Origin of the sequence: Streptococcus mitis bv. 2 str. SK95, from assembly GCF_000222705.1 — a bacterium.
In the GTDB taxonomy this organism is placed as follows: Bacteria; Bacillota; Bacilli; order Lactobacillales; family Streptococcaceae; genus Streptococcus; species Streptococcus mitis_AY.
Genome location: NZ_AFUB01000005.1, coordinates 70,282 through 85,299 on the forward strand (window position 1 = coordinate 70,282; position 15,018 = coordinate 85,299).

The window sequence follows — 15,018 nt, forward strand, 5'->3', positions numbered from 1 at the left end:
TCGTGCTACTTTTTTCTTTTTTCATTTCGTGTTACAATAGGAGAATGAATAAGTATCAAAAGAAGATTTTTAAGGGAACTCTATATTCACTGTTGTCAGGTCTGATTTGGGGAATTTGTGGTATTTTAGGAGAATATTTTTTCACTCATTATCAGGTGTCGTCTGGCTGGATCACTTCCATGCGTTTGCTTTTGGCGGGTAGCTTGGTCTTGTTTTTATCTGCCTTTCAGTTGCGCTTTCAACTATTGGATATTTGGCGAAATAAGAAAAACTATCTGCCTTTTTTAGCCTACGCTATTCTGGGGATTTTTTCTGTACAGTTTTTCTTCTATCTCTGTGTTGAATATTCGAATGCGACGACAGCAACGATTTTGCAATTTATCAGTCCAGTTTTTATCTTGTTTTATAATCGTATCGTTTATCAAAAGAAGGCTTCTATCACAGCCATTCTCTATGTTTTGATTGCCATGCTAGGTGTTTTTTTGATGGCTACAAAAGGGGATTTATCCAAGCTATCAATGACACCTCTGGCTTTGGTGACAGGGCTACTCAGTGCTGTAGGGGTCATGTTCAACGTTATCCTACCTCAGCGTTTTGCACGTGACTATGGTTTTGTGCCAACCGTTGGTTGGGGGATGTTGCTAGCAGGTGTTTTTAGCAATTTTCTTTATCCTGTTCATCAGATTACCTTTCAACTTGATGTGACGAGCCTTTTGATTTGTTTTACCATTGCTGTGTTTGGAACGGCTTTTGCTTTTTTCCTTTCGATGAAGGCTGTGCTACTCGTCTCACCGTTAGTTGTGTCAGTTGTGAGTGCCAGCGAACCTTTATCTTCCGCATTGTTAAGTGTGCTATTTCTAGGTATGGTTTTGGATGGTTTTCTAGCTTTGGCTATGATTTTGATTATCGTTCCAATGGTTTTCTTATCAATTGAGGAAACGAAGGAAAGGTAAAATGCTCTGTTCGAGTGCTTAAGGCTTCAAATTTGAAGCCTTTTTTGGTAGAATAGGTATCATTATAATGAATCAGGAGGCGCCTATGACTGCCACAAAAATGAATGCCCAAGAAATCATTCAATTTATCGCCAATGCGGAAAAGAAAACCAGTGTTAAAGTAACCTTTGAGGGAGAACTCGCATCTGCTCTACCTAGCTCTGTTGTCAAACTAGGGAATGTTCTATTTGGAGACTGGAAGGACGTCGCTCCACTTCTCGATGGTTTGGTAGAAAATCAAGACTATGTTGTCGAACAAGATGCTCGTAATTCGGCAGTTCCCTTGCTAGACAAACGTGCTATCAACGCTCGTATCGAGCCAGGTGCGATTATCCGTGACCAAGTTGAAATTGGTGACAATGCTGTTATCATGATGGGAGCAGTTATCAATATCGGTGCTGAAATCGGTGCAGGAACCATGATTGATATGGGTGCCATCCTTGGTGGCCGCGCTATCGTTGGAAAAAACAGCCACGTTGGTGCAGGGGCAGTTTTGGCAGGTGTGATTGAGCCAGCTAGTGCCGATCCAGTCCGTGTCGGAGACAATGTTCTTATCGGTGCTAATGCAGTGGTTATCGAAGGAGTCCAAATCGGTAGTGGTTCAGTTGTCGCTGCAGGAGCTATCGTGACTCAAGATGTTCCAGAAAACGTTGTAGTAGCAGGTGTTCCAGCTCGTATTATCAAGGAGATTGATGCCCAAACCCAACAAAAAACAGCGCTAGAAGATGCGCTTCGTACCTTGTAATGGTAAAAGTAAAAAAGAGGCGGAACCCTTTTTCCAGCCTCTTTCTGCTATATAGGAGGACAGATAGATGTTAGATTTGATTCAGACCAGACGAGATTTGCACCAGATTCCAGAGATTGGCTTGGAGGAATTCAAGACTCAGGCTTATTTGCTGGATGTGATTGAGAAATTGACTACGGGTAAGAATTTTGTTCAAGTTCGTACTTGGCGGACAGGGATTTTGGTCTATTTACAGGGAAGCCAGCCGAAGAAGACTATTGGTTGGCGAACAGACATTGACGGTCTGCCTATCGTTGAACAAACAGGCCTTCCTTTTTCTTCCCAACATCAAGGTCGTATGCATGCCTGTGGCCATGATTTTCATATGACCATTGCCTTGGGCTGTCTCGAACGCGCCCTTGAGGAGCAACCCAAGAATAATTTGCTCTTCCTATTTCAACCTGCTGAAGAAAATGAAGCTGGTGGTATGCTCATGTATGAGGATGGTGCTTTTGGGGACTGGTTGCCAGACCAGTTTTATGGTCTCCATGTTCGTCCAGATCTAAAGGTTGGACAGATTGCTACCAATATCCATACACTTTTTGCAGGGACTTGTGAGGTGAAGATTCGTTTCAAAGGGAAAGGTGGGCATGCAGCCTTCCCGCATGAGGCCAATGATGCCTTGGTGGCTGCTAGTTACTTTGTGACCCAGGTGCAGTCGGTTGTCAGCCGCAATGTCAACCCAATCGAGGGAGCAGTGGTGACCTTTGGCGTTTTCCAAGCTGGAACAACCAACAATGTCATCACAGACACAGCTTTTTTACATGGAACCATTCGGGCCTTGACCCAGGAAATGAGCCTCATGGTACAAAAAAGAGTCAAGACAGTCGCAGAAGGGGTTGCGGCAGCCTTTGATATGGAAGTCGAAGTGGAGCTCAAACAAGGTGGCTACTTGCCTGTTGAGAACAATCCAGCCTTGGCGCGTGAACTGATGGACTTCTTTGAAGAAAAAGACGGAATCGAGTTGATTGATATCGAGCCAGCTATGACTGGTGAGGACTTTGGTTATCTCCTTTCAAAGGTAGATGGCGTTATGTTCTGGCTAGGTATCGACAGTCCCTACGCCCTTCATCACCCTCAGATGAGTCCTAAGGAAGCAGCCTTAGCCGTTGGGGTGGAAGCGGTCTCTAGTTTCCTGAAAAAGAAGGCAGCAGAGTAGAGGTGCTGGCTATGAAAGCAGAACTACGAAAGCAAGTCTTACACGAAATGAAGGCTTTATCTCAGGAGAAAAAACAGGCTATGGATCGAGCTTTAACCGAGCGTTTCTTACAACACCCCTTTTACCAAGAAGCCAAGACCATCGCAACCTATCTCTCTTTCACTCATGAATTTCAAACGCAGGAACTGATTGACCAGGCGCTGAAGGACGGCAAAAAGGTTTTGATACCCAAAACCTATCCCAAGGGACGGATGGACTTTGTAGTCTATCATCCGCAGCAGTTGAAAAAAACTTCCTTTGGTTTACTGGAGCCCCAAGGGGACTTGGAAGTGGTGGATCCGTCTCAGATTGATTTAATTCATGTTCCAGGATTGGCTTTTACGAAAGAGGGCTATCGGATCGGATATGGCGGAGGCTACTACGACCGCTATCTGGAGAATTTTGCTGGTCAGACCATGAGTACAATCTATCCTTGTCAAATTCAGGATTTCAACTCGGAAGACCATGATATTCCCGTTCAGGAGGTGCTAATCTATGAAGGAAATCTTTGATAAACGTTACCCTGTGACTAGTTTTTTTCTCCTAGTGACTGGCTTTGTATTTCTACTGATGCTGATTACTACGGGTATCAACTTTGATCAAGTCAAAACTCTGTTTCAGTTTGGAGCTATGTATGGACCGATCATTCGCCTGTTCCCAGAGCAGTTCTGGCGCCTTTTTTCGGCTATATTTGTGCATATCGGTTGGGAACATTTCATTGTCAATATGATTTCACTCTACTTTCTTGGACAACAGGTGGAGGAGATTTTCGGCTCTAAGCAATTTTTCCTTCTTTATCTCTTATCAGGAATGATGGGCAATCTCTTTGTTTTTGCTTTCACACCGAAAGTCCTAGCAGCAGGTGCCTCCACTTCTCTCTATGGATTATTTGCTGCGATTATCGTTTTGCGCTATGCGACTCGCAGCCCCTATATCCAGCAGTTAGGGCAATCCTACCTGACGCTTTTCGTGATAAATATCATTGGAAGTATTCTGATTCCAGGAATCAGCCTAGCTGGGCATATTGGTGGTGCAGTAGGCGGTGCCTTTCTAGCAGTCATCTTTCCAGTCAAATGGGAAAAAAGGATGTTTAGTACCAGCCAGCGAATCGGAGCAACCGTACTTTTTATCGCACTAACCGTTTTCCTTTTCTACAAAGGGATGAGCTATGTGTAAGTTTGAAATACATAAAAAGCTACTCAAAAAACGAGTAGCTTTTTATGCGAATTTGAACCATTCGAAACAGCATAGCTCTATAACTAGGAAATATTGATACTATCAACTCCACACATCCTACATAGACAGTTTACCTAATGTTTTTTAATATTCTTCAAAACTATATCTTATACAAATTATTTAATCTTTCTAACTCTAATACATTCATACATACTTCTACTCCAGTAACTACCCCCTTGCTATGAATAAATCCACAAGAAAACACAATCCTTTCCTTACTCAAAATATTTGACAATACTACTAATGCTTCTAAAACATAATCCTCTATTGTAATAAAACTATTGTTTTCATCTTTGAAAAACTTTATAAATCCAATATCCTTACACCTATCACCAAAATAAAACCTAAGTGATTTTAAATAATAATCAAAAAACATATCAATCTCCATAGAACCCCCCTTCATTTTTAAAATATTCTGTTATATCATACAAAAAAAGTTTTGGAACCATTCGAAACAACACAGCGAGTTAAAATAAGGCTTTGTCCGTACACAACTTGAAAAAGTGAGCACCGATTCGGTGTTTTTTATTTTATTATACTAACTTAGTATACTCCTATTTTTATAAAAGAAAACAGAAGTATAGTGCTTTCACAAAAATTGGCAAATAATTAGAGACAAGTGTGGAAACTGCTCGACCTATCGATTCTTTTCTTCGATGATAGGCAAAGTACAGGGATGAGATGAGTGCAAATAAAAAAAGAACTAGGATAGTCAACCATCCTAGTTCTTCTTTTGTTATAGATTATTTTTTTAATTTCTCTCCAGCTAACTCTTTTCCGAGTTGGATGAGGTAGTCTTTCAAGTCGTCTTTGACTTGAGGGTGTCTCAGAGCGTAGTCGATGGAGGTTTTCATAAAGCCAAACTTATCTCCGACATCGTAGCGGGAACCCTTGAACTCACGAGCAAATACACGTTGTGTTTTATTGAGGGTGTCGATTGCATCTGTCAGCTGAATTTCATTTCCTGCACCTGGAGCTTGGTTTTCGAGGATTTGGAAAATTTCAGGCGTGAGGAGGTAGCGTCCAATAATAGCAAGGTCGCTAGGAGCGTCCTCTGGCGCAGGTTTTTCAACAAAGGTTTCAACGCTGTAAAGGCCGTTTTTCCCTTCGCCTTGCGGAGCAATAACCCCATAGGCAGATACTTCATCGTGAGGGACAGGCATGACAGCGATAGTAGACGCGTGGGTACGTTCATAGTCATCCATGAGTTGTTTGGTGAGCGGAACAGCCTTTTCATTAGTGATATCCATCAAGTCATCCCCAAGCATCACGACAAAAGGTTCATTTCCGACGAAAGCCTTGGCTTGCAAAACAGCATCTCCGAGACCGCGTGGATGAGTTTGGCGGATAAAATGCAGGCGCATGCCAGTTGTTTCATCAACTAGCTTTAAAAGATCCGTTTTCCCTTTTTCTTTGAGGTTGTATTCCAATTCGAAGTTTGAGTCGAAGTGGTCCTCGATAGAACGTTTTGACTTACCAGTAACAACCAAGATATCTTCGATTCCAGATTTGAGGGCTTCTTCAACGATAAATTGGATGGTTGGTTTATCTACGATTGGCAACATTTCCTTGGCTAAGGCCTTAGTTGCAGGGAGGAAACGAGTTCCCAATCCAGCTGCAGGGATGACTGCTTTTCTGACTTTTTGTTTCATAATGTTCCTTTCTATAAGGGTCTAAGACCATTCGTTTTCTGCTTTAAATTCGTTGTTCATGATGTCATTGATTGCTTCTTTGATATTGACACCTTCATAGATAACTCGATAAATGGCTTGTGTGATTGGCATGTAGACACCCAATTCCTGAGCCAGTTCGTAAGCTGCTCGAGTCGTTGAAATTCCTTCAATGACCATGCCCATGTTGGCTTCGATGTCTGCGAGGGATTCTCCACGACCAAGAGCGTCACCTGCCCTCCAGTTACGAGAGTGGACAGATGTCCCCGTTACGATCAAATCACCAACTCCAGAAAGACCGCTATAAGTCAGAGGATTAGCTCCAAGAGCGACACCTAGACGGGTGATTTCTGCCAAGCCACGGGCGATGATGGCTGCCTTGGCATTGTCGCCAAATCCTAGGCCATGTAATGCTCCTGCACCAACTGCAATGATGTTTTTAAGAGCACCAGCGGTTTCAACCCCGATAACATCTGTATTGGTATAGAGGCGGAAGTAGTGATTACTAAAGAGATTTTGAACGTACTGGGCAGTTTCAAGATCTTTAGAGGCTGCAGTGATCAAGGTAATATCCCGTACAATCGTTTCCTCAGCGTGGCTAGGTCCTGAAACAACGACGATGTCACTACGGAGGTCAGCTGGAATTTCCTCTTCAAGAATAGTTGAGAGGCGTTTGTGGCTATCTGGTTCCAATCCTTTGGAGGCATGCATGATGACAACCTTGTGATTGAGTACCTTTGCTACTTGTTGGGCAACCAGTCTCGTTACTTTTGTTGGGACTACAAATAAAACAGCATCCACATCCTTTAGTGTTTCTTCCAAGTCATGGTATGCCTTGATGTTTTCGTCGAGTAGGATGTCTTTAAAGTAGCGTTTGTTTGTATGTTGGCTATTGATTTCATCGATTTGGTCAGGAATATTTCCCCAAATCCGAACCTCGTGTCCATTGTCGTTTAGGACCTGCGAAAGGGCAGTTCCCCAAGAACCAGGACCCAAGACAGCGATGGTTTGTTTCTTCATCTTCTCCTCCTTTTAAGAGTTCTTCTTTTCATTTTACCATAAAAAGCCTTTTCATGCATTACTTGCGAGTGAAAGCGCACTAATTTATAATAAGAAAACGCCTTTGACAAGATTCCTCTTTTTTGCTAGAATAGCATCAACATGAAAGAATGAGAGGAGCTGACGAATTTCGTCACTCCCTTTTGTCTATCTGATTAGGAGGAAGTATGCTGATTGAAAAAATTAAAGCCTATAAATGGCAAGCCTTGGCATCCTTTGTGATGACAGGCTTGATGGTTGCGAGCTCGCTCTTGCAACCTCGCTATTTGCAGGAGGTTTTAGATGCTCTACTGGCTGGCCGACATGAGGCTATTTATAGTATTGGGGCATGGTTGATAGGAGTAGCCCTCGTGGGTCTGGTTGCAGGTGGTGTCAATGTTATTCTTGCAGCCTATATCGCTCAGGGAGTATCTTCGGATCTTCGGGAAGATGCTTTTCGTAAGATCCAAACCTTTTCTTATGCCAACATTGAGCGGTTTAATGCTGGGAATCTGGTTGTCCGCATGACCAATGATATCAACCAAATTCAGAACATGGTGATGATGGTTTTCCAAATCCTTTTCCGTCTTCCTTTGCTTTTTATCGGTTCCTTTATCTTAGCGGTTCACACCCTGCCTTCGCTTTGGTGGGTAATTGTCCTTATGGTAGTGCTGATTTTTGCGCTTACAGGTATCATGATGGGAATGATGGGGCCGCGCTTCGCCAAGTTTCAAACTCTTCTTGAACGAATTAATGCCATCGCCAAGGAAAATCTACGTGGTGTGCGTGTGGTCAAATCCTTTGTGCAGGAAAAAGAGCAATTTGACAAGTTTACTGAGGTCTCAGATGAGCTTCTGGGACAAAATATTTATATTGGCTATGCCTTTTCAGTAGTGGAACCTTTTATGATGCTCATTGGGTACGGAGCGGTTTTCCTCTCCATCTGGTTGGTTGCGGGAATGGCTCAGTCGGATCCGTCAGTCGTTGGTTCTATTGCTTCCTTTGTTAACTATCTCAGTCAGATTATCTTTACAATCGTCATGGTTGGATTTTTAGGGAATTCTGTCAGTCGGGCTATGATTTCGATGATGCGTATCCGTGAGGTTCTAGATACCGAGCCAGCGATGACCTTTAAAGATCTCCCAGATGAAGAGTTAGAAGGAAGTCTCTCTTTTGAAAATGTGACCTTTACCTATCCCAATGACGATGAACCTATGCTGAAGAATGTGACCTTTGATATTGCGCCTGGTCAGATGGTCGGTGTGGTTGGGGCGACTGGAGCAGGGAAGTCCACTCTAGCTCAGTTAATTCCACGACTTTTTGATCCACAGGAGGGATCTATCAAGATTGGTGGCAAGGATATTCGAGACGTCAGCGAGGGAACCTTACGAAAAACAGTTTCCATCGTCTTGCAACGTGCTATTCTCTTTAGCGGGACCATTGCAGATAATCTTCGCCAAGGGAAAGGCAATGCCAGCGTGTCAGAAATGGAACGTGCAGCACGGATTGCCCAAGCCAGTGAATTTATCGGGCGCATGGAAAACAAATTTGAGAGTCAGGTCGAAGAACGTGGCACCAATTTTTCTGGTGGACAAAAGCAACGGATGTCCATTGCCCGTGGGATTGTCAGCAATCCCCGTATCCTGATTTTTGACGATTCGACTTCGGCATTGGATGCTAAGTCAGAAAGACTCGTGCAGGAAGCTTTGAACAATGATCTGAAAGGGACAACAACGATTATCATCGCTCAAAAGATTAGTTCAGTCGTCCATGCGGACAAGATTTTGGTCTTGGATCAAGGGCGTTTGATTGGAGAAGGACGGCATGCAGACTTGGTAGCTAGCAATGCCGTCTACCGCGAAATCTACGAAACACAAAAGGGAAAGGAGGAATAAAATGAAAACCGTTCGATTTTTCTGGAATTATTTTAAAGTCTACAAGCTCTCCTTTGTCATTGTGATTCTGATGGTTGCGATTGCGACAATTGCCCAAGCCCTCTTCCCTGTTTTTTCAGGTCAAGCAGTAACAGAGCTCGCTAACCTAGTTCTAGCTTATCAAAACGGGACTTCCGAACTAGCCTGGCAGAGTTTATCAGCTCTGATGCTGAATCTAGCTCTGGTTGTCCTCGCCCTAGTAGTATCCAGTTTGATTTACATGGCCTTGATGACCCGTGTGATTGCTGAGTCAACTAATGAGATGCGTAAGGGCCTCTTTGGCAAACTTTCACGTTTGACGGTTTCTTTCTTTGACCGCCACCAGGATGGTGACATCCTCTCTCGCTTCACTAGTGACTTAGACAATATCCTTCAAGCCTTCAATGAAAGTCTAGTTCAGGTTATGAGCAATATTGCTCTTTACATCGGTTTGATTTTTGTCATGTTTTCAAAAAATATGACGCTAGCCCTGATAACAGTAGCCAGCACCCCAGTGGCCTTTCTCATGTTGGTCTTCATTGTGAAAATGGCCCGCAAGTACACCAATCTCCAGCAAAAAGAGGTTGGGAAACTCAACGCCTATATGGATGAAAGTATTTCAGGGCAGAAAGCTGTTATTGTACAAGGAATTCAAAACGACATCGTAGCAGGCTTTGTGGAGCGAAATGAGCGCGTGCGCAAGGCAACCATTAAAGGAAGAATGTTCTCAGGCATCCTCTTTCCAGTTATGAATGGGATGAGCTTGGTCAATACAGCTATCGTCATTTTTGCAGGTTCTGCGGTCTTACTGAACGATCCAAGTATCGAAACAACGACAGCCCTAGGTTTGATCGTCATGTTTACCCAATTTTCTCAGCAGTACTACCAGCCGATTATCCAGGTGGCTGCTAGCTGGGGGAGCCTCCAGTTGGCCTTTACGGGAGCCGATCGTATCCAAGAAATGTTCGATGCAGAAGAAGAGATTCGTCCGCAAAATGCACCAGCCTTTACGGAATTGCGAGAAGGTGTTGAAATCAGTCATATTGATTTCTCTTATGTGCCAGACAAGCCGATTTTAAAAGATGTCAGCATTTCAGCTCCTAAGGGGCAGATGGTAGCAGTTGTCGGCCCGACTGGTTCAGGGAAAACGACCATCATGAACCTCATCAATCGTTTCTACGATGTGGATGCAGGTAGCATTTGCTTTGATGGAAAAGACATCCGTGACTACGACTTGGACAGTCTGCGGAGCAAGGTCGGGATTGTCCTGCAGGATTCGGTCTTGTTTAGTGGAACGATTCGGGACAATATCCGCTTCGGTGTTCCAGATGCTAGCCAGGAAATGGTCGAAGCAGCTGCTAAGGCAACTCATATTCATGACTACATCGAAAGCTTGCCTGATAAGTATGATACCCTTATTGATGATGAGCAAAATATCTTTTCAACTGGTCAGAAACAATTGATTTCCATTGCTCGGACCTTGATGACAGATCCCCAAGTTTTAATCTTAGATGAAGCGACTTCCAATGTCGATACCGTAACAGAAAGCAAGATTCAGCATGCCATGGAGGCGGTTGTGGTAGGACGAACCAGCTTTGTCATTGCCCATCGTCTCAAGACCATCCTCAATGCCGATCAGATTATTGTCCTCAAAGATGGAGAGGTCATTGAACGTGGAAATCATCACGAGTTGCTCAAACTCGGTGGCTTCTACTCAGAACTGTATCACAATCAATTTGTCTTCGAATAAAAAAGTTGTCCTCGTGGGCAGCTTTTTCTTGTCCATAAAAAATACTTATCACGGTCTTTAAAAAAACATATTAGACAGGAAAGGGTTGGAGTGATAAGATAAGACTGTCGCAAGAAAATCGAAAGGAGACACATCATGGCTAGAACGGTTGTAGGAGTTGCTGCAAATCTATGTCCTGTAGATGCAGAAGGGAAAAACATCCACTCATCTGTATCCTGTAAATTTGCAGAGAGCATTCGTCAAGTCGGAGGTCTCCCTTTAGTGATTCCTGTAGGAGATGAGTCCATTGTGCGCGATTATGTAGAAATGATTGACAAACTCATCTTGACAGGTGGGCAAAATGTCCATCCTCAGTTTTATGGAGAGAAAAAGACCATTGAGAGCGATGATTACAACCTTGCTCGTGATGAATTTGAATTGGCACTCTTGAGAGAAGCACTCCATCAGAATAAACCAATTATGGCAATCTGTCGCGGGGTTCAGCTGGTCAATGTTGCTTTTGGTGGCACTCTCCACCAAGAAATTGAAGGTCACTGGCAAGGCTTGCCTTTTGGAACCTCTCATTCTATTGAGACAGTAGAAGGAAGCGTGGTGGCTAAGTTGTTTGGCAAAGAAAGTCAAGTCAATTCAGTCCATCGTCAAAGCATCAAAGACCTGGCGCCTAATTTCCGTGTGACTGCTATTGATCCAAGAGACCAGACCATCGAAGCGATTGAGTCTGTCGACGAGCATCGTATCATCGGCTTGCAGTGGCATCCAGAATTTCTGGTCAATGAAGAAGACGGCAATTTAGAACTATTTGAGTATTTATTAAATGAATTGTAACGGTTAGAATATCTAGCCGTTTTTATTCGTTCTTTCAGATTTTTTATATTTCAGCAAATTTACGCAAACGTTTGAATTCTGATAAAAATTGGGCAAATTCAATAAAAAAGCTTGAAAAAATCGAAGGTAAGCGTTATGATAGAAAAGAAGAAATTTTGGAGGATTATCATGTCACATATTAAATTTGATTATTCAAAAGTTTTAGACAAATTTGTTGCCCCACATGAAGTGGAATACATGCAAGCACAAGTAACAGCTGCAGACGAATTGATTCGTAAAGGAACTGGTGCGGGTAGCGACTTTTTGGGTTGGTTGGACCTTCCTGAAAACTACGACCGCGAAGAATTCGACCGCATCTTGAAAGCTGCTGAGCAAATCAAGTCAGATAGCGATGTCTTGGTTGTAATCGGTATCGGTGGATCTTACCTTGGTGCCAAAGCAGCTATTGACTTCTTGAACCACCACTTTGCTAACTTGCAAACAAAAGAAGAGCGCAAAGCGCCACAAATCCTTTACGCTGGGAATTCAATCTCATCTACTTACCTTGCTGACTTGGTAGAGTACGTAGCTGACAAAGACTTCTCAGTAAACGTGATTTCTAAATCAGGTACAACAACAGAACCAGCTATCGCTTTCCGTGTCTTTAAAGAACTCTTGGTTAAAAAATACGGTCAAGAAGAAGCTAACAAACGTATCTACGCAACAACTGACCGCCAAAAAGGTGCTGTTAAGGTTGAAGCAGATGCCAACGGTTGGGAAACATTTGTAGTTCCAGATGACATCGGTGGACGTTTCTCAGTCTTGACAGCAGTTGGTTTGCTTCCAATCGCTGCATCAGGTGCAGACATCAAAGCTCTTATGGAAGGTGCGAATGCAGCTCGTAAAGACTACACTTCAGACAAACTTTCAGAAAATGAAGCTTACCAATACGCAGCAGTTCGTAACATCCTTTACCGTAAAGGCTACGCTACTGAAATCTTGGTAAACTACGAACCATCACTTCAATACTTCTCAGAATGGTGGAAACAATTGGCTGGTGAATCAGAAGGGAAAGATCAAAAAGGTATCTACCCAACTTCAGCAAACTTCTCAACTGACTTGCACTCACTTGGTCAATTTATCCAAGAAGGAACTCGTATCATGTTTGAAACAGTTGTCCGTGTTGACAAACCGCGTAAGAACGTGATCATCCCTACTTTGGAAGAAGACCTTGACGGACTTGGTTACCTTCAAGGAAAAGACGTTGACTTTGTAAACAAAAAAGCGACTGACGGTGTTCTTCTTGCTCACACAGATGGTGACGTACCAAACATGTATGTGACTCTTCCTGAGCAAGATGCCTTCACTCTTGGCTACACTATCTACTTCTTCGAATTGGCAATTGCCCTTTCAGGTTACTTGAATGCCATCAACCCATTTGACCAACCAGGTGTTGAAGCCTACAAACGTAACATGTTTGCCCTTCTTGGAAAACCAGGATTTGAAGAATTGAGCAAAGAGCTTAACGCACGTCTATAACAGAAGAAAAGAGTGGCTTGTCCACTCTTTTTTACTCTCTTTATTCGTAGACATTGGACTCAGGCGAGACTTGTGATATAATATAGAAAGCAAAAAGGCAGACGCCTAGAGACTTTATAGGAGAAACTATGTCAAAAGATATCCGCGTACGCTACGCACCAAGTCCAACAGGACTACTACACATCGGAAATGCCCGTACAGCATTGTTTAACTACCTCTACGCACGCCATCATGGTGGAACTTTTATCATTCGTATCGAAGATACTGACCGTAAACGCCATGTTGAGGATGGAGAGCGCTCACAGCTTGAAAATCTTCGCTGGTTGGGCATGGACTGGGATGAAAGCCCAGAAACTCATGAAAACTACCGCCAATCAGAGCGTTTGGAACTCTATCAAAAATACATCGACCAATTGCTAGCCGAAGGAAAAGCCTACAAATCTTACGTTACAGAAGAAGAGTTGGCAGCCGAGCGCGAGCGTCAAGAAGCAGCTGGCGAAACACCTCGTTACATCAATGAATATCTTGGTATGAGCGAAGAAGCAAAAGCAACTTACATCGCAGAACGTGAAGCAGCTGGTATCATCCCAACTGTTCGTTTGGCTGTCAATGAGTCTGGTATCTACAAATGGCATGACATGGTCAAAGGTGATATCGAGTTTGAAGGTGGCAACATCGGTGGTGACTGGGTGATCCAAAAGAAAGACGGTTACCCGACTTACAACTTTGCCGTTGTTATTGATGATCACGATATGCAAATTTCTCATGTTATCCGTGGAGATGACCACATTGCCAACACACCAAAACAGCTCATGGTTTATGAGGCTCTTGGTTGGGAAGCTCCAGAGTTCGGTCACATGACTTTGATTATCAACTCTGAAACGGGTAAAAAATTGTCTAAACGCGACACCAACACCCTTCAGTTTATCGAAGACTACCGTAAAAAAGGCTATTTGCCAGAAGCAGTCTTTAACTTTATCGCTCTTCTTGGTTGGAACCCAGGTGGGGAAGACGAAATTTTCTCTCGTGAGGAATTGATTAAACTATTTGATGAAAATCGTCTCAGCAAGTCACCTGCTGCCTTTGATCAGAAGAAACTAGACTGGATGAGCAACGACTACATCAAGAGAGCAGAACTTGCTACTATCTTTGAAATGGCCAAACCTTACTTAGAAGAAGCAGGACGTTTGACTGACAAGTCTGAAAAAATGGTAGAACTCTACAAGCCACAAATGAAGTCAGTGGATGAAATCGTTCCATTGACAGATCTTTTCTTCTCAGATTTCCCAGAGTTGACAGACGCTGAACGCGAGGTCATGGCAGGAGAAACCGTTTCGGTTGTTCTAGAAGCCTTCAAAGCGAAACTAGAAGTAATGACAGATGAGGAATTTGTGACAGAGAACATCTTCCCACAAATCAAAGCAGTTCAAAAAGAAACAGGTATCAAGGGTAAAAACCTCTTTATGCCGATTCGTATTGCTGTATCAGGTGAAATGCATGGACCAGAATTACCAGACACCATTTTCTTACTCGGACGTGAAAAGTCAATCCAGCATATCGAAAACATGTTAAAAGAAATTGCTAAGTAAGGAGTAACCAACAATGGACATCTGGGAAAAGATGTATGAAGAAGCACGAACCTTATACAATCCCCATGAAGTTTCTGACTTTGTTTATGCAAACCATGTAGTTGCCGCGGTAGAAGCGGAAGATGGTCAGATATTCACAGGATTTTGTATGGAGGGCACTTGTGGCGTTTTTCATCTCTGTGCAGAACGAGCGGCTCTCTTCAATATGTATCAATTTTCAGGACAAACTAAAGTTAAGAAAATCCTTGCTTTTCGAGATAAACCTCCTTACGGCGAAGGATCAGGTATGCCCTGTGGCGCTTGCAGAGAATTTCTCTTAGAATTGAATGCTGAAAATAAAGAAGCAGAGTTCATGATGGACTACAAAACAAGAAAAACAATCAAAGTTGCCAAGTTGATCCCATACTGGTGGGGAGAGGAACGTGCGACTAATTGGCAAGATAAATAGAAGGAGTCAGTTTAACTGGCTCTTTTCCCTTATATTTTCAGAATTTCGATAAAGAGG

At 43.1% G+C, this 15,018-nt stretch carries 14 protein-coding genes; 11 read left to right on the forward strand and 3 right to left on the reverse strand.

What is annotated here, in order from left to right; all coding sequences use genetic code 11:
- Positions 1-44: 44 nt before the first annotated feature.
- From HMPREF9965_RS03540 to HMPREF9965_RS03560, 5 genes are all read left to right on the forward strand, one after another.
- Positions 45-953: a DMT family transporter gene (locus HMPREF9965_RS03540; protein ID WP_001046352.1), complete on the forward strand. Its 909-nt coding sequence runs from the start codon at positions 45-47 to the stop codon at positions 951-953.
- 85 nt (positions 954-1,038) lie between these two features.
- The gene (dapD, locus tag HMPREF9965_RS03545; protein WP_000127440.1) at positions 1,039-1,737 is read left to right on the forward strand and encodes a 2,3,4,5-tetrahydropyridine-2,6-dicarboxylate N-acetyltransferase; all 699 of its coding nucleotides are present in this window, start codon (positions 1,039-1,041) and stop codon (positions 1,735-1,737) included.
- A gap of 67 nt (positions 1,738-1,804) precedes the next feature.
- On the forward strand, positions 1,805-2,935 hold the full coding sequence (locus HMPREF9965_RS03550) for an N-acetyldiaminopimelate deacetylase (protein WP_000886119.1): 1,131 nt from the start codon (positions 1,805-1,807) through the stop codon (positions 2,933-2,935).
- 11 nt (positions 2,936-2,946) lie between these two features.
- Positions 2,947-3,486 carry a 5-formyltetrahydrofolate cyclo-ligase gene (locus HMPREF9965_RS03555; RefSeq protein WP_000642764.1) on the forward strand — a complete coding sequence of 180 codons (540 nt, stop codon included), beginning with the start codon at positions 2,947-2,949 and terminating at the stop codon, positions 3,484-3,486.
- Positions 3,470-4,150 (forward strand): rhomboid family intramembrane serine protease, encoded by a 681-nt coding sequence (locus HMPREF9965_RS03560; protein WP_000658483.1) that lies wholly within the window; start codon positions 3,470-3,472, stop codon positions 4,148-4,150. Before HMPREF9965_RS03555 ends, HMPREF9965_RS03560 begins: the two co-directional genes overlap by 17 nt.
- 160 nt (positions 4,151-4,310) lie before the next feature.
- Here the strand turns inward: HMPREF9965_RS03560 and HMPREF9965_RS03565 are convergent, their stop codons facing one another.
- The 3 genes from HMPREF9965_RS03565 to HMPREF9965_RS03575 form a co-directional block, all read right to left on the reverse strand.
- The gene (locus HMPREF9965_RS03565; RefSeq protein WP_000401844.1) at positions 4,311-4,598 is read right to left on the reverse strand and encodes a hypothetical protein; all 288 of its coding nucleotides are present in this window, start codon (positions 4,596-4,598) and stop codon (positions 4,311-4,313) included.
- A 355-nt stretch (positions 4,599-4,953) separates the two neighbouring features.
- Positions 4,954-5,862 (reverse strand): UTP--glucose-1-phosphate uridylyltransferase GalU, encoded by a 909-nt coding sequence (gene galU / locus HMPREF9965_RS03570; protein WP_000811032.1) that lies wholly within the window; start codon positions 5,860-5,862, stop codon positions 4,954-4,956.
- A 21-nt stretch (positions 5,863-5,883) separates the two neighbouring features.
- A complete protein-coding gene (locus HMPREF9965_RS03575; protein ID WP_000745019.1) occupies positions 5,884-6,900 on the reverse strand; it encodes an NAD(P)H-dependent glycerol-3-phosphate dehydrogenase in 1,017 nt (338 codons plus the stop codon).
- Between the two features lie 206 nt (positions 6,901-7,106).
- On the opposite strand from HMPREF9965_RS03575, the gene HMPREF9965_RS03580 reads away from it, so the two are divergent.
- The 6 genes from HMPREF9965_RS03580 to HMPREF9965_RS03610 all read left to right on the forward strand — a co-directional run bounded on the left by HMPREF9965_RS03580 (position 7,107) and on the right by HMPREF9965_RS03610 (position 14,961).
- Positions 7,107-8,813: an ABC transporter ATP-binding protein gene (locus HMPREF9965_RS03580; protein WP_000904376.1), complete on the forward strand. Its 1,707-nt coding sequence runs from the start codon at positions 7,107-7,109 to the stop codon at positions 8,811-8,813.
- Between the two features lies 1 nt (position 8,814).
- Positions 8,815-10,581, forward strand: a complete 1,767-nt coding sequence (locus HMPREF9965_RS03585; protein WP_000859994.1) for an ABC transporter ATP-binding protein — start codon at positions 8,815-8,817, stop codon at positions 10,579-10,581.
- A 135-nt stretch (positions 10,582-10,716) separates the two neighbouring features.
- Positions 10,717-11,406: a gamma-glutamyl-gamma-aminobutyrate hydrolase family protein gene (locus HMPREF9965_RS03590; protein WP_000124753.1), complete on the forward strand. Its 690-nt coding sequence runs from the start codon at positions 10,717-10,719 to the stop codon at positions 11,404-11,406.
- A gap of 168 nt (positions 11,407-11,574) precedes the next feature.
- Entirely contained in the window at positions 11,575-12,924 is a 1,350-nt protein-coding gene (locus tag HMPREF9965_RS03600) for a glucose-6-phosphate isomerase (RefSeq protein ID WP_000018248.1), read from the forward strand.
- Between the two features lie 128 nt (positions 12,925-13,052).
- On the forward strand, positions 13,053-14,513 hold the full coding sequence (gltX, locus tag HMPREF9965_RS03605; protein ID WP_000031060.1) for a glutamate--tRNA ligase: 1,461 nt from the start codon (positions 13,053-13,055) through the stop codon (positions 14,511-14,513).
- A gap of 13 nt (positions 14,514-14,526) precedes the next feature.
- Positions 14,527-14,961, forward strand: a complete 435-nt coding sequence (locus HMPREF9965_RS03610; protein WP_000355934.1) for a cytidine deaminase family protein — start codon at positions 14,527-14,529, stop codon at positions 14,959-14,961.
- Positions 14,962-15,018: the final 57 nt, after the last annotated feature.

Excerpts from the sequence above, each read along its gene's own strand:
- HMPREF9965_RS03540 (WP_001046352.1), top strand. The coding sequence starts at position 45 with ATGAATAAGTATCAAAAGAAGATTTTTAAGGGAACTCTATATTCACTG.
- dapD (WP_000127440.1), top strand. The coding sequence starts at position 1,039 with ATGACTGCCACAAAAATGAATGCCCAAGAAATCATTCAATTTATCGCC.
- HMPREF9965_RS03550 (WP_000886119.1), top strand. The coding sequence starts at position 1,805 with ATGTTAGATTTGATTCAGACCAGACGAGATTTGCACCAGATTCCAGAG.
- HMPREF9965_RS03555 (WP_000642764.1), top strand. The coding sequence starts at position 2,947 with ATGAAAGCAGAACTACGAAAGCAAGTCTTACACGAAATGAAGGCTTTA.
- HMPREF9965_RS03560 (WP_000658483.1), top strand. The coding sequence starts at position 3,470 with ATGAAGGAAATCTTTGATAAACGTTACCCTGTGACTAGTTTTTTTCTC.
- HMPREF9965_RS03565 (WP_000401844.1), bottom strand. The coding sequence starts at position 4,598 with ATGGAGATTGATATGTTTTTTGATTATTATTTAAAATCACTTAGGTTT.
- galU (WP_000811032.1), bottom strand. The coding sequence starts at position 5,862 with ATGAAACAAAAAGTCAGAAAAGCAGTCATCCCTGCAGCTGGATTGGGA.
- HMPREF9965_RS03575 (WP_000745019.1), bottom strand. The coding sequence starts at position 6,900 with ATGAAGAAACAAACCATCGCTGTCTTGGGTCCTGGTTCTTGGGGAACT.
- HMPREF9965_RS03580 (WP_000904376.1), top strand. The coding sequence starts at position 7,107 with ATGCTGATTGAAAAAATTAAAGCCTATAAATGGCAAGCCTTGGCATCC.
- HMPREF9965_RS03585 (WP_000859994.1), top strand. The coding sequence starts at position 8,815 with ATGAAAACCGTTCGATTTTTCTGGAATTATTTTAAAGTCTACAAGCTC.
- HMPREF9965_RS03590 (WP_000124753.1), top strand. The coding sequence starts at position 10,717 with ATGGCTAGAACGGTTGTAGGAGTTGCTGCAAATCTATGTCCTGTAGAT.
- HMPREF9965_RS03600 (WP_000018248.1), top strand. The coding sequence starts at position 11,575 with ATGTCACATATTAAATTTGATTATTCAAAAGTTTTAGACAAATTTGTT.
- gltX (WP_000031060.1), top strand. The coding sequence starts at position 13,053 with ATGTCAAAAGATATCCGCGTACGCTACGCACCAAGTCCAACAGGACTA.
- HMPREF9965_RS03610 (WP_000355934.1), top strand. The coding sequence starts at position 14,527 with ATGGACATCTGGGAAAAGATGTATGAAGAAGCACGAACCTTATACAAT.